Below are 14,209 nucleotides of genomic sequence, written 5' to 3'. Positions count from 1 at the left end.
ACCATGTCCGGCCATCAGGCCGGGCTGGCCGCCGCATCTTTCTGCAGCGAGCGATATACCGCGCCGACCGAATCCATCGTGTGGCGCTGGCCGGTCAGCATCCCGTCTTCGCGAACGGTCGGGCTGCGCGCGGGATCCCAGTCGCCCTCGTCGACCACACCCTTGGCGCTGGCGCGCAGGAACAGCTGTTCGGCCATGTTGAACTTGAGGCTCGGGCACGGGAGCTTGCCGGTCTCGCCCGAGGCGTAATCGTTATGCACGAACTTGAAGGCGCAGGCACCGCCGCAGGCGGGCAGCAAGGTGCAGTCGCCGCAGACCGGGTTGTCGAACGGCGTCCAGGCGTTCCACATCGCCTCGGTGGGCGCGTCCGACCTGCGGTGGCCGCCCATGACCGAGCCCACGCGCCGCGCCGGATCCATCACCGTGTCCCAGCATTTGTGCAGATCGCCGTTCGGCACCACCACATAGCTGTTCGGCTTGACCGCCGTGCAGAGGCCGAGGAACCGCGGCACCTTGGGCAGCGCCATCAGCCCCGCCTCGAAGGCCGCCTGATGCAGGCGGTTTTCGGTCTCGGCATAGCCGGTCTTGCTCAGGCAATCGCCGCAGCCGCCCGCGTTTTCCGCCACGCTTTCGACCGGGGCGAAATAGACCGAAACCCCATTGCGGATGCCCAGCCCCTCGGCCCGGAGGATTTCCAGCAGCGCCAGCGCCTCGGCCTCGTTCTGACCATCGATATTGACGCGCACGGAAACCTTCAGCAGCTCCCGCGCGGTGACCGCCTTGATGTTGTCGATGATGCGCCGGAACGTGCCGCGCCCGCTGGTCAGGTGGCGGCGGCTGTCATGGGTCGCCTCGTCGCCGTCGATGGTGATCTGCACCTTGCCGACCCGCGCTTCGCGCAGTTTCTCGGCCACCGGCACCGTCATCTGGTAGCCGTTCGAGATCATCATCGAGGAATAGCGGATGTCATTGTCGTCACAATGCCGGATCGCGGCGGCGGACACGTCCCAGATCGTCTGCTGATCCATCAGCGGCTCGCCGCCATACCAGGTCAGGTGAAAGCTGCGCGCGCCCTTCAGCCGGTCCAGCAGGAAGGCCCGGGTCGCCTCGCGCACCTTCGGGGTCATCCGGGTCAGCGGCTTGTCCAGCCCCTGGAAACAGTAGTGACAGCCGAAATTGCATGACAGCGTGGGTGCGATCGTCACCATCAGGTGGCCATCGTTGTTGCGCACCTTGTCATAGCTGGCGCGCAGCGTGGCGATTTCATCGACCTCGGCGTTGAACACGAAGCCCCCCTGCACGAAGGGCCGGTAGACATGGGAAAACGGCAGCGCCCCGGCGGCGCACAGCGCCGTCCAGCGGTCCAGGTCCCCGCCATCCCAGATCGCGAAGGCCCGCGACATGGTGTTGTAGGCCAGGTGCCGGTCGCCACGCAGCGGAACCAGAACCGTATAGCGCGACGGTTTAATGGTCAGGTCGGTTCCCAGGAATCTTGGATCGCTTCCGTCAGGCATTGCGGGTCTCCTTGTTTTCGGCGGCGTTCTCGGCGGCAAACAGCGTCATCAACAGCAGCGACAGCACCGCCGCACCGACACACAGGAACGCGGCACCGGCCCAGCCGGAAATCCCCGCCAGTTCGAGCGGGATCACATGCCCGAACAGCGCCAGCGTCAGCCCCTGCACCAGCACCACCGCCACCGGCGCGGCCCCCAGGAGCCGCAGGGTCAGGAAAAAGACGCCGCCCCCGGCCGCCGCCAGCGCGGCCTGTGCCCCGGCATCCATGTGAAAGACGAACACCGCCAGCACCGAAATCACATAGATCGCCCCCCGCCCCGGACCGAAGGCGCGAATGGCGGCCTCGCGCAGGAACAGGTGTTCGGCCAGCGCCACGGTCAGCACCTGCGCCGCCGCGAGCCGCAACAGATCGGCGCGCGCCATCGGCACCACATCGAGCCGGCCGCTGGCAAAGCCCCAGATCACCGGCAGCGCCCAGAACAGCGGCACCAGGAACAGCGCCAGCCCGGTCCGCCGCCAGGACCAGCCGGGCCAGTGATCGTCATCGCCGCCGGGACGCAGCAGCCCCGGCAGGTCGCCGCGCAGGATCAGCACCGCCAGCAGCGTCATCACCGCCGCGATCATCCCTGAAATCTCGGACGGGCCGAGCCCGAAATACCCCTGCCGGAGCGTTTCGGCCAACCCCGTGACGACAAAGAACCCTATGGCGAAGGCCAGTTGCAAATACGCCTCCGTGATATCGCCGTTTCAAATCCTAACCCGGAATGCACCTTCCGGGCAAATCCGGAGAAACACGTCTCGGCGGAGAAATCGTTCCGCCCGGTTCTTTGTGCCGGGGACAAGATGTATTTGCCAGTCGTGTTTTCCTGACCTTTTGGCGGACCCGGTGCGGGCAGCGCCCCGGCCGGATCGCAGGCCGCTTTCCGCCGGGACGGCATGTATAGGCCGGTCGAACCGGGCCGCCGGAGGTCACAACACGAGCTGATCGAGCGCCTCGACCGCCTGCCAGCCGCGCGGCGCGGCCCCGGCCGCCTCGGCCGTCGCAACCGCGCGTTCCAGCGGATCGGCATCACGCAGCGCCCCGAAATCATAGCCGGTTTCGATCTCCAAGTCGCGGATCCGCACCTGGAAGGTCTTGTATTCCCCGAATGCAAACCCTTCGGCCGCCTCGTTGCGCCCGTCGCGCAGGGCCAGTTTCTGGACCAGGTGCCCCTGCGACAGCACATAGGCGGTCGCGTGCAGCCGCAGGATACCGCCCTCGTCCTCCGCCTCGGTCAGCATCGACACGACCTTGAAATACTCCATCGGGATCCGGGTGCCGGTATCGCCCAGGTCCGGATCGCGCAGCCCGAAGATCGGCCCGGTGAACACGTTGGCGCGGAACCCGTGGGTGCGCACGTTTTCGAGGATGTGGTTTTCCAGCCCCAGCCAGGTTCGCGGGTTGCGGTTCAGGCCCGCATGCTGGGGGCTGGCGACCGGGTAATGATAGCTGTCGATATTGGACAGTTCCGCCTCGTCCCGGCTGTCGCCCCAGTTGGTGGCCGACCGGCGCACCATGTGCCCGCGGTCGATGGCCGGGTCGCCATAGTCCGCGCGGCCCAGCTGCGCCTCTGCCGGAATACGCAGATCCTTCCACCAGCGGCTGTTCCGGCGTTTGACCGGGATCGACTTCTCGCCGTCGATATTGAGCGCGGCGATCACCGGGCTTTTCCGCGCAAGGCTGTAGAGGATGCTGAAATGCGTATAGCGCAGTTCGTGCGGGCGGTCTGCCGTGGCATCGCTCGGCCTGGCCAGATCGAGGGCATCGGGGATTTTCGGCAGCGGCACGTCGACGACCCGCAGAAACTGCGATTCATATCCGTTGCGCCCCTCGAAATGGTCGGCGTCATGGCTGCCATCGCTGCTCTCGGCGGCAGCGTCCTGCGCCGGCGTGGCCACCGGATGCAGAGCGCCCGCCGCGCCATCGTCCAGTAGCGCCCTGAGCGTCGACACCCGCACGGCGGAGTTCTTGACCCCGTACTGGCCCGAGAAATGCAGCCCGACCGCGGTGCCGCTTTCGAGGCTGATTACGGGCGAGCCGGAATTGCCGCCCAGCGTGGTGCAATCATGGGCCAGTCGCGTCGCCCCCGGCTGCACCATGAGCCTGCCCGGCGCGAACCGTTTCACGTCGTAGAGGCCGCGGAAATAGCGGTCCATCTCGGTGGGATCGTTGCGGAACGGATCGGACGCCGGATAGCCGACCACCGCCACCAGTTCCTCGTCGCCCCCATCCGCCGCCGCCAGCGGCAGCGGCGCCACGGCCAGCCCGGCGCGCGAGATCCGCGCCAGCGCCACATCCGCCGCCGTATCCTCGGCCAGATAGGTGAAGGTCTCGATCTCAGCCACGCGGGCGGGGTCAGGCTGGCTGCCGGCCTCTTCCACGAAATCGATCCGCGCCTGGTAGGGCAGATTGCCGGGACCGAACTGAAAGACACCATCCCCGCGCGCGGTGCGCCGCGCCACCAGCTTGGCCACATGGCGGTTGGTCACAACCAGCCAGTGCCCCGGCCCGTCCTCGGCGATCACCCAGCCTGTCCCGCCCCAGTCCATGTCGTGATTGGTGAACTCGATCCGGCCGACCGAGGGCAGCAGGTGTTCGACATCGGTGACCATGACATCGGTTCCGGCGGGGAACGGCCCGTTCAGGCTGGTCTTGCCCTGCACGCTGTCATTCTGCACCAGCAATGGCGGACGGTTGGTTGCCCGCACGATGGCTTCGAGCATCGGCACCGGCGTCCCGGTGGATTCGAGGGCGTGAACGGGGGTGTTCAGCACCTCCCGCGCCCGGTCGGCGGATATGCCCATTTCCTCCAGCACCGGCGACTGCGCCTCGATCGCGGTTTTCGCCGTGTCGAACTGTCCGGCCGTCATCATCGTTTCGAGCCGGCCCAGCGTTTCATTATGTCCGTTCGCCATTTTCAATCTCCTTTGTCAAAATCCAGTCCCGTTTCCGGCAGCGCATCATCCGGCGCGACGCCTGATGCGGCCAGAACGGCCAGCGGCGCGGCAAAGACCATGGGTATCCCCGCATCCTGAAGGGCCGCCAATGCCGCCTCGTGCCCCCCCGTGATCCCGGTTGCCCCGGTGTAGCGCCGAAGATAGCGGCGGCGCAGCACCCGGCCACCGTCATCGAGAGGCCAGGCGCGCAGGGCGGCGCGGGCCGCTGTCACCGGGTCGGCCTGCCCCGCCAGGCTGTCGGCCAGTGCGAGGGCCCCGGCGTCGGCGCCCGCCATCCGGCCCCGCCAGCCGTCCGGCGGTGTTGCGCCATAGCTCCAGACGCCGTTGACCGTGCGCCGCCACCGTTCGGCCGCATGGGCCAACGCGGTCAGGTCGTCGACCGGGTGGCACACCGCCACGCCCGATATCCATTCGGCGCCGAGACCGCCCGCCTGCAACGCCACGACCACGTCTTCGGCCATCGGAACCGGTCTGGCCGAGATGCCGGCAACGGCGCCGAACAGGTCCATCACCGCGGGCAGCCGGTCCCGGATCTCCAGCAGGCACCGCGGCAGGACATGCGCCCGCCCCGCGATCCGCTGCTGGTTCACCAGTTCCAGCGCCCGCAACGCGCAGGGGTTGAGCGGCGCGACGGCCCGGGCCATGGCCGCGGTATCGCCCTCGCCCGCCAGGTCGTCGGCCCAGTCGAAACTCGCACGCAACCCGTCGGCCAGCCGCTGCACGTCGAACCGGGTGTCGACGGGCATGTCGGGCAGCAACGCCCCCAGCATCGCGCGACCGCGTGCGACCGGCGGCGGCGGGTTCCCGGCAATGCCCGCGGCAAGCATTGCAAAGCTCAGCGCGCCCCCCGCCAGCCCGATCCGTTCCGGGCCCTGCAACACCTGGCGGATTTTCGCCGCGAAATCAGGCACCTTCAGCCGCTCCACCAGCGCGTCGAACCTGTATTCCGCCCAGAGTTCGGCCAGCACCCGCGCCTCGATCTGCAGCGGGGGTTCCAGCGCCCGGTCGAGCGCGGTATCCGGCAACTGGTCGAACAGAAGCCGCGCCCGCGACCAGCGCCCCGCCAGCCAGTGATGCGCCAGCAGCAAGGGCGCAAAGGGGGCGTCTGCCCCGATCCCTGCCCCGGTTTCTTTCGCGATCCCGGCCTCGGCGGCCTGATCGGCCTCGCGCACGTCACCATGTTCGAGAGCGATCCGCAGGTCGCGCAATGCGCGGGGATCGGGGGGTATCGACGGTGCGCCGTCCAGCGGCGCGCGGCCATAGCCGGACCGCCGGCCGGTGGCCTGCAGGACCGCATCGCGCGCGGCCTCGGACAGTTCGAGCAGCAAGATGGAATTGATGTTGCGCGCGGCGACGGCTTCGATGCCCGCCGGGTCCGGGTCGTCGTCTGTGCTGTTGTCTGCGCTCTGCAGCCGATGATAGAGCGCGAGCGCGGGATCGCGGTCGAGAAACCACCGCGCGGCACGCAGGTCTATGGCGCGCGTGCCTGTCGGGTCGCGCCGGCGCAGATCCATGGCCAGCCCGCGCCGCAACCGGGGCTTGATCCGGACGGCCTGCTGATCGCCATCGAACAGCCAGGCCTGACCAGCCAGCCGGGCAACCAGATTGCCGGCGTCCGGCTCGGACACATCCAGAACCGCCGACAGGGTCGGCCCGTCCAGCTGGCACAGGACCAGCCCGGCCCGCGCGCAGCGGGCCAGTGACGGGTCCAAAAGATCGACGCAAGCATCGAACAGGGCCAGTGCGGCCCCGTCCCGGTCCGGATCGGGGAGTTCCGCGGCCTGCAAAGCCCCCGATTTCAATGCCTGCCCCGCGAGCATGAGCAGCAAGGGATCCTGTCCGGCATAGTCCAGCAGCCGCGCGCGCATCGCCGGGTCGACCTGCGCCTCGTCGAGCAGGGCCAGCGCCTGGCCCTCGGTCACACCCGCGAGCCGGACACATGCGCCGACCCGTTCGGGCGCGGCATTCAGCACAGTGTCGATCCCGGCGGTGATGACCGAAACCGCGCCCGCCCCGGCGAGCGGCAGGCGATCGAGGAGTTCGAACAGCGCGGCGGGCCGGGTTTCGCCGCGCCAACGCAGCGTCTCCATCGAATCGAGCACGATCACGACCGGCCGGCCGGCCCCGGCAATCGCGCCGGCAACCGCGCGCAACAGGCGCTGCGGCACCCATCGTTCGTGATACGCACCCTGCGCGAGGGCCAGGGTTTCGCCGGCGCGGATGCGTTCATCCTGCAACCGGGCGGCGGCCTGCGGCAGCGAATCCCCCACCTGGCGGGAGATTTCCTCGAAAACGCTGACCGGGCGCACCACGCGCAGGCCGGGGCGCGCGAAATCGAGATGCACGAGCACCGGATCCGCGGTTTCCCGGAATTTCTGGATCGCCCGTTCGATCAGCATCGACTTGCCCAGACCCGGCGCGCCGGACACATGCAGCGCCGTCACCGGCGCCCCGGTAGGTGTCGCAAGCCAGGCGCAGATCTGCTCCAGTTCGGCATCGCGGCCAAAGAACCCCGCGGCCAGTTTCGTGTCGCTGCGGCGGATCTGTTCGGCCATGTTCGCCGCCGACGCCAATCTGGGCAGCATGTCGAAACCGGGTGCGGCGGGGCCGGCCTTTTCGACCACGGCCACGGCCTGCGCCAGTTTGGACAGGTCGTTCCGCTCTTCGGCCAGTTGCTGCAACCTGTCGGGGCGAAACGCGCCGGCCCCGCTGCGGGCCTGGACGATCAGGCTGTCCCCGGCATCCGACGCCGAACCCGCATCAGGCTCCAGCGCCGCCAGCACCTTGCGCCGCACCGACGGGCGTATTTCCCATGTGACGTTGCCCTTGTCCTTTGCCGACACCACCATGCAATCGGCCTCGAGCGCCGACATCGCCTCGGCCATCAGCAGCGGGTCGGCATAGAAGGCATCGCCCGCAACCTCGCGCAGCGCCCGTGCCGGGTCGAATTCTCCCGTCAGGGCCGCATGCCGCCGCAGATCGGCCACCAGCGCGTCAAGGTCGGGGATCGGGTCGCTCATGTCATCCTCAGTCGCTTGCGGGCCGCGTTCCGCAGGTTGTCCGCCACCGCCCCGATATGTTCCACATCATAGACACCCTTTTGCAACACGCCGTTTCGTTGCAATTCGGGGATGCCGGTCAGCGCATCTTCGACGAGATAGCCACGCACGCCGTCTTCCCAGCCCAGCGCCAGCGTCCGGTCCATTTCCAGCGCCGTCAGGTCGACATCCTCGCGGCTGAAATGCCCGCCCATGTATTCCACCATCAGACCCGCGGCCGTCGCCCGCGCCACTTCGGTCCGGTTGCCGAAACCGCGCGGCGGCAAGGTGTAGGTTTCAAACCCGGCCAGCACGATCCGCAGGTCGGGCTGCTGGAGCAGCGCCTTCAGCAGATGTTCCAGCTGGATCTGCGCAAGCCGCGGCAGTTCCTTCGGCGGTGCCTCGAAGTAAAGCCACAGGGGCCGCCCCGTGGTCGCGGCACGGTCCTGCAGCCGCGCGGCCAGACCGTGGGCCCGGGCCTGTTCGCCGATCGCCCCATAACCCGCCGCCGCAACGCTGCCAAAGGCCAGTTCGGCCAGCTTGCCGGTCAGATCGGGGATCTCCAGCCCGGTCGGGATGCGCAGCGTGTCGAACGCCTTGCCATGGGCGGACAGGAAGGCGCGCAGCAACCGATGGCTGAAGCTCATCCCCTCGCTCCGCGCCGTGCGCGTGCGCTTGATCCAGACGCCGCGCAGCATCGGCGGCTGGTCGTTGACGATCAGGTCGAGCGCGTCGAAGAACCGGCTTCGCCCGATGACCAGGTCGCCGTCGAGCGAACCATCGACGGACCACAGGTAGATCGGCGGCACATCGTTGTCGATCTGCGCGCGGAACCCCGGATGGCGGGCGAAGCGGACATAGGGCACGATGCGCCGGAACGCCTGCCAGCGCCCCTGGTGCAGGCCGATGAACCGGAACTCGCGGTCGAAACCCGGTCCACCCGACGATCCCACCTCGGTGCTGGCGGTGTGGAACTCGCGCAGCGCGTCGGGACCGTCACGCCGGATCGCGGCCTGGGCGACCGGTGTCCCGCCGCTCTTGGGATAGTGCAGCAGCGCGAACCGGTGCGGGCCCCGGTCCTGCTCGATCTCCTCGACCGGCGGCAGGCGCATTGGCTCGACGATCCGGCCCAGCGGGCGGTGCAGCCGCAACAGGGCCACGTCGCAATGGGTATCGGCGGCCGAGGCCGGAGGCAGCCGCCCCTCGCGTTCGTCGTCGTGAACGGGCAGCCACCAGACCGGCATCGCGTGGCACGGGCCGCCGGGGCTTTCGACCTCGATCCGCGTCAGCGCGGCGGTGGCATCCTGGCCGTTGGCCCCCGACAGCGGCCCGGTCACCTGTTCGACCACATGATCGGCGGTGATCACAAGGCGCCGGGAAATCAGCGCCCCGCTGCCCTTGTGCTGGCCGTCGACCAGAATCCGGCAGCGATAGGCCTTTGCCTTCATCAGGAAACCGAGCATCCCGTCATGGTCGAAATCGGGCTCGGTGACATCACCGATCACCTCGCCGCCATATTCATCGGCGAACACCTCGACATCCTCGGCGACATCGCCGGGCAGCAGATCGACGCCGTGGCGGCTGAAGGCGGCGACGAAGCGTTCCGTCATGCCGTGGTTGGTCAGCGCGGTGAGCAGCAGCGACGCGGTGGTGAACATGCCGCTGCTGCTGTCGGCGACCACGCGCAGGGCTTCGAGGGTCACCGGCTTGTCGTGATCGGCATAGATCGCTTCCAGAACATCGCCGGTCAGCGCCGCGCGATCCCGCAGGACCGGGGCGAGATCGGCTTCTGTCAGCTCCACCGCCATGCTGTCATCCGTTCTGTCGAAGAGGCCGGGGCCGGCACCTCAATATGCGGCCAGCGCGGCCCGCAGCGCGGGTTTGTCCGCAATCGCCCCGGCCAGCGCCTCGCTGGGCGCGTCGGGCACCGGGGGCGCTTCGTCGCCCAGCATCTCGGCCGCGCGCGCGCGGGCGCCGGCGCGATAGCTGCGCCAGATCATCTCGGCGGCATAGTCGGCCAGCGCGGGGTCGAACTCGGCCGCCGCGTCGGGGGCATTGTCGGCCAGGTGCGACAGCAGGATGTTGGCCGTGCTTTCGGTGCCGGTGGCGGGCAGCTTGTCATCCCCGACCGCCTCGGTTCCGGTTGACGCCAGCGGCAGCTTGGTCAGCAAGGCCCGTTCGGCATCCAGGACCCCCGCCCCCAGGTTGGTCGCGCCGCCCCAGACCGGAGGCTTGGTCATGCCCTTGGTGACGCAGTGCAGCCACATCGCCTGCACGGTCGTCCCGGCCGCGTCCGCCTTGGCCTTGAGCGCGGCGCGCCCGCCGTGACGGGCAACCCAGAGCGCGGCCACGCCCGAGGTCAGCGAGGTCGCCAGCGTCGTGCCCTGCGCCGCCTTGATCCCGTTATTGGGATCGCTGGCCTTGTTCTTGGCCGCCCCCCAGACGTTTTCGCCCGGTGCAGAGAAAGACACCGACGGCCCCCGCCCGCTGCGTTTCCAGGGCGTCAGGTCGCGGGTCAGCGCGGCAACGGCGGTGCAGAGCCCATAGGGCGCATAGGCCGCCGGGAATACCACCGAGGGCCAGCAGTTTCCGGCCGCGCACACCACCACGACGCCAGCCGCGACCGCATCGCGCAGCGCCTTTTCGGTCGAGGCGACGCGGGTGGCGCCACCCTGCGCCATCGCGATCACGTCGGCGCCCTGGCTGACCGCATGCGCAATCGCCGGCGGCAGGGTCTTCTGCTTGAAGTTGATCACCGATTTGATGGCGCGGATCGGCAGCACCCTGGCCTCGGGCGCGGCACCGGTCACGCCGCCCTGCCCCGGCGGCACGTTGCCGCTGGCATCGGCATCGCCGCGGCTGGCCACCACCGACATCACCAGCGTGCCATGCCCCGGATGGGTCAGCAGCCCCCGAGAAAATCTGTCGGAGGCGTCGGTGCCGCCTTCGACCAGGTTCAGATGCCCGCCCGGTGTCAGCACGCCGTTCAGTTCCTGGTGGCTGGAATGGCCGGTGTCGATCACCGCCACGACCGATCCCTGGCCACGGGTCCGCTGCCAGGCCTCGATGGTGTGGATCATCGGATGCACCCAGCCGAAGGGCAAGGTGCTGTCCTTGGGCGTCGAGCAGGTGAACAGCCCCGCCTCGGTGGTGACCGCACCCACGGCGGCGGCGCCGAAAAGACTGTCGGTCAGGACCGGGTTGGCCTCGGCGGCGCCCACCGCCGCGCGCAGTTCGCGGACGAACTGGAACACCTGCGCCTCCTGCCCCCGTTCGCGAATGGCCGGGAAATCGACGAAATGATAGCGGTCGGCCTCATAGCCGAACACCGAGGCCACCTGCCCGCCGCTGTCGGGCAGCGCCTCGTCCAGCCGCGCCTGGACCTGAGCCGCGCTCAGCGGTTGTTCGAATACCAGCTCGACGGTCAGTTCCTGGTCCTCGCCGGGCGCCTCTGCACCGCGCAAGGCGGCAAATGTGTCCTGCAGCATCGCCAATCTCCTGAAGTATGCGTAAATCTATGCAGAACAACTTACACGAAAATTCGCGGCTTCTCTACCCGTTTGCAAGCCCGATCAATACGATGCCCGCGGCCACGACCACGGCAGCCAGCAGCCGGTTTCCCTTTGGTCCCTCGCCGAACCACAGCACGCCGATCAGCGCGGCAAAGATCACCGAGGTCTCGCGCAGGGCCGAAACGATACCCAGCGGCGCCAGCGTCTTGGCATAGAGCACGAGCGCATAGGCCGCGCCCGAGATCACGCCGCCGCCGAACCCCAGCACCGCCGTCCGCCGGGCCATCGCGCGCACCCGCCCCCAGCGGGTGACAAAGATGAACGCGGCCACGGTCAGTTCCGCCACATAGAGCCAGCCGATGTAGCCCAGCGGGCTCCCCGAGGCCCGGATGCCGATGCCGTCGACCAGCGAATAGGCGGCGACGAACCCGGCGGTCCCGAGCGCGGCCAGCACCGCCGCCGGCGGCAACGCGCCGGAAAACAGCCCCCGGGTCAGAACCATGATCCCGGCCGACACCGACAGCACGCCGGCCCAGGCCAGCGGCGGCAGCGTTTCATCCGCCCAGACCTGCGCGCCGATCGCGATCAGCACCGGCGCCAGCCCGCGCGCGACCGGATACATCACCGACAGGTCGCCCAGCCGGTAGGCCATGTTGAGCAGGAAGTAATAGCCCCAGTGGATCACGGTGGACGCAATGATATAGGGGATCGCAACCGGGTCGGGCGGCGGCGCCAGCGCCACCACGGCGATACCCGGCACCACATGGCCGAGCGCGATCAGCCCCAGCACCACGGTCTTGTCGCCCGCCCCCTTGACCACCGCATTCCAGGTCGCGTGCAGCAGCGCCGCGACCAGCACGATGGCAGCAATCGAAAGGCTCATGCCGTGATCACCATCGACGGCGCGGCGCCCGTGGCACGCGCAGACTGGTCGGACCGGGCGTTCGGTTCACCCTCGGGATGGGTCGGGTTCCGCGTCATCGGCTCAGGCGGCCAGACGCGCGCGTTCGATCAGCGCCGCCGCGGGCGGGCGTGCATCTGTTACCCCCATGTCCCGCAGCGCATCCCCTGCGGCGGCAATCACCTGCGTCATCACGCCCTCATCCATCTGCCCGATACAACCGATGCGGAAACTGTCCACCACCGTCAGCTTGCCCGGGTAGATGATGAACCCCTTTGCCTTCATCAGGTCATAGAACCGGTCAAACGCGAATGCCGGATCATCGGGGCAGAAAAACGTGACGATGATCGGCGACAGCCAGCGATCGTCCAGCAGGGTTTCGAACCCCAGCTGCCGCATCCCCGCCACCAGCACATCACGATTGCGGGCATAGCGCGCACCGCGCCCCGCCACGCCGCCCTCGGCCTCATGGGCCCGCAGGGCCTGAAGAAAGGCCGCGACCGTGTGGGTGGGCGGGGTGAACCGCCACTGCCCGGTCGTTTCCATATGCGCCCACTGATCGTGCAGATCGAGACTGAGCGACTGGGAATTGCCCCGCGCGCCGTCCAGAACATCGCGCCGTGCCAGCACGAAGCCGAACCCCGGAACGCCCTCGATGCACTTGTTGGCCGACGACACCAGCGCGTCGAACCGGACATGCGCCGGTTCGACCGGCAGCGCGCCAAAGGCCGACATCGAATCGATCAGCAGCCGCCGCCCGGCGGCCTCGACCGCCTCGGCGATTTCCCCGATCGGGTTGAGAATGCCCGAACTGGTTTCGCAATGGACCACGGCCACATGGGTGATGTCGGGATCCCCGGCCAGGATCGCCGCCACCTCGGCCCCGCGCGGAGGCAGGTAATCGCCCTTGTCGAGCAGCAGATGCGCGCGCCCGAGACAGTCGAGCGTGCGCCGCGTTCGCTGACCATAGGCACCATTGGCCAGGACCAGCGTCTTGCCATCGCGCGGCACCAGGCTGCCCAGCATCGCCTCGACCACATAGGTCCCCGACCCCTGGACCGGAACGCAGTCATAGTCAGCGCCGCCCGCGCCCAGCATCGACAGCAGGCGGGACCGCAGCTCGGCGGTCATGGCGCGGAAATCGCTGTCCCAGCTGCCCCAGTCGCGCAGCATCGCCTGTTTGACCGCAAGCGATGTCGTCAGCGGGCCGGGCGTCAGCAACCAGGGTTCACCTTGCGCGGGCGGCATGATCTTGGCGCGGTCGGTCATGGATCCGTTCCGTGAACGAAGTGACAGGCCAAGCATTGCAGTCGCCCGAAACATATGTGAAATTGTTTTAGGCGATCCTCCCATAAGTTTGCCCTATCCATCAGGTGTCATGCAATACAGCCAGCTCCGCGCCTTTCACAATGTCGCCCTGCATGGCGGGTTTTCCCGCGCGGCCGAGGCGCTGAACCTGACACAGCCCGCGATTTCCGAACAGGTGCGCAAGCTGGAACAGGCCCATGACACGCTGCTGTTTTCTCGCGAACGCAAGCGGGTATCGCTGACACCGGCGGGCGAGGCGCTGTTTCTGCTTACCCGCCGGCTGTTCGAGATCGAATCGGAGATCGGCGAACTGCTGGCCGAACGCCGGGTGGCGATGGACGGCACGCTGCGGATCATGGCGGATTCGGCCCATCATCTCGGCACGCTGCTGGGCCGGTTTCGTGACCGCTATCCACGGGTCAAGCTGATCCTGCGCACCGGCAACACCGCTGAGGTCCTGAACGCCCTGCGCCGCTATGAAACCGAGATCGGGGTCATCGGCAACCGGGCGCCCGGACGCGAATTCGTGGCGCTGGACATGGGCCGGTCCGACATCGTGGCCTTTGCCGCAACGGATTACCTGCCGCGACTGCCCGATCACCTCACGTTGCGGGACCTGTCGACCCTGCCGCTGATCCTGCGGGAGGAAGGCTCGAAAACCCGGCAGAAGCTGCTCGATGCGGCGACGGCATCCGGGATCACGCTGACGCCGTCGATCGAGGCCGAAGGGCGCGAGACCGTGCGCGAACTGGTCGCCGCCCGCGCGGGCATAGGCGTCGTGTCACGGGCCGAGTTCGGCCACGATCCGCGCCTGCAGCAGATCCGGCTGACGGGCGCCGGGCTGGAGATGGCGGAAACGCTGGTCCACCTCAGCCAACGCCGCGATGTCCGCCTGATACGCGCCTTCATGGACATGGCCCGCGACGGCTGACACCCCC

9 protein-coding genes are annotated in these 14,209 nt (G+C 68.4%); 1 reads left to right on the top strand and 8 read right to left on the bottom strand.

Annotated elements, in window-relative coordinates:
* Nucleotides 1-14: 14 nt before the first annotated feature.
* The 8 genes from C6Y53_RS17680 to C6Y53_RS17645 form a co-directional block, all read right to left on the bottom strand.
* Nucleotides 15-1,514, bottom strand: a complete 1,500-nt coding sequence (locus tag C6Y53_RS17680) for a radical SAM/SPASM domain-containing protein (protein ID WP_106473628.1) — start codon at nucleotides 1,512-1,514, stop codon at nucleotides 15-17.
* Nucleotides 1,507-2,238, bottom strand: a complete 732-nt coding sequence (locus C6Y53_RS17675; protein ID WP_106473627.1) for a hypothetical protein — start codon at nucleotides 2,236-2,238, stop codon at nucleotides 1,507-1,509. Before C6Y53_RS17675 ends, C6Y53_RS17680 begins: the two co-directional genes overlap by 8 nt.
* Nucleotides 2,239-2,484: 246 nt before the next feature.
* Nucleotides 2,485-4,470: a DNA/RNA non-specific endonuclease gene (locus C6Y53_RS17670; protein WP_106473626.1), complete on the bottom strand. Its 1,986-nt coding sequence runs from the start codon at nucleotides 4,468-4,470 to the stop codon at nucleotides 2,485-2,487.
* Between the two features lie 2 nt (nucleotides 4,471-4,472).
* Nucleotides 4,473-7,532, bottom strand: a complete 3,060-nt coding sequence (locus tag C6Y53_RS17665; RefSeq protein WP_106473625.1) for an ATP-binding protein — start codon at nucleotides 7,530-7,532, stop codon at nucleotides 4,473-4,475.
* A complete protein-coding gene (locus C6Y53_RS17660) occupies nucleotides 7,529-9,358 on the bottom strand; it encodes a trypsin-like serine peptidase (protein ID WP_106473624.1) in 1,830 nt (609 codons plus the stop codon). Before C6Y53_RS17660 ends, C6Y53_RS17665 begins: the two co-directional genes overlap by 4 nt.
* 39 nt (nucleotides 9,359-9,397) lie before the next feature.
* A complete protein-coding gene (locus C6Y53_RS17655) occupies nucleotides 9,398-11,038 on the bottom strand; it encodes a S8 family serine peptidase (RefSeq protein WP_106473623.1) in 1,641 nt (546 codons plus the stop codon).
* Nucleotides 11,039-11,102: 64 nt separating this feature from the next.
* Entirely contained in the window at nucleotides 11,103-11,945 is an 843-nt protein-coding gene (locus C6Y53_RS17650; RefSeq protein ID WP_106473622.1) for a DMT family transporter, read from the bottom strand.
* 102 nt (nucleotides 11,946-12,047) lie between these two features.
* Nucleotides 12,048-13,232 (bottom strand): 2-aminoethylphosphonate--pyruvate transaminase, encoded by a 1,185-nt coding sequence (locus tag C6Y53_RS17645; protein WP_106473621.1) that lies wholly within the window; start codon nucleotides 13,230-13,232, stop codon nucleotides 12,048-12,050.
* 109 nt (nucleotides 13,233-13,341) lie between these two features.
* On the opposite strand from C6Y53_RS17645, the gene C6Y53_RS17640 reads away from it, so the two are divergent.
* Nucleotides 13,342-14,202, top strand: coding sequence for a LysR substrate-binding domain-containing protein (locus C6Y53_RS17640; protein ID WP_106473620.1), 861 nt, complete (start codon nucleotides 13,342-13,344; stop codon nucleotides 14,200-14,202).
* Nucleotides 14,203-14,209 lie beyond the last annotated feature (7 nt).

The sequence above is a fragment of the Pukyongiella litopenaei genome (assembly GCF_003008555.2).
GTDB lineage: Bacteria > Pseudomonadota > Alphaproteobacteria > Rhodobacterales > Rhodobacteraceae > Pukyongiella > Pukyongiella litopenaei.
The sequence above is the reverse complement of the archived record's forward strand: the minus strand, read 5'-3'. Positions and strand labels throughout refer to the sequence as shown.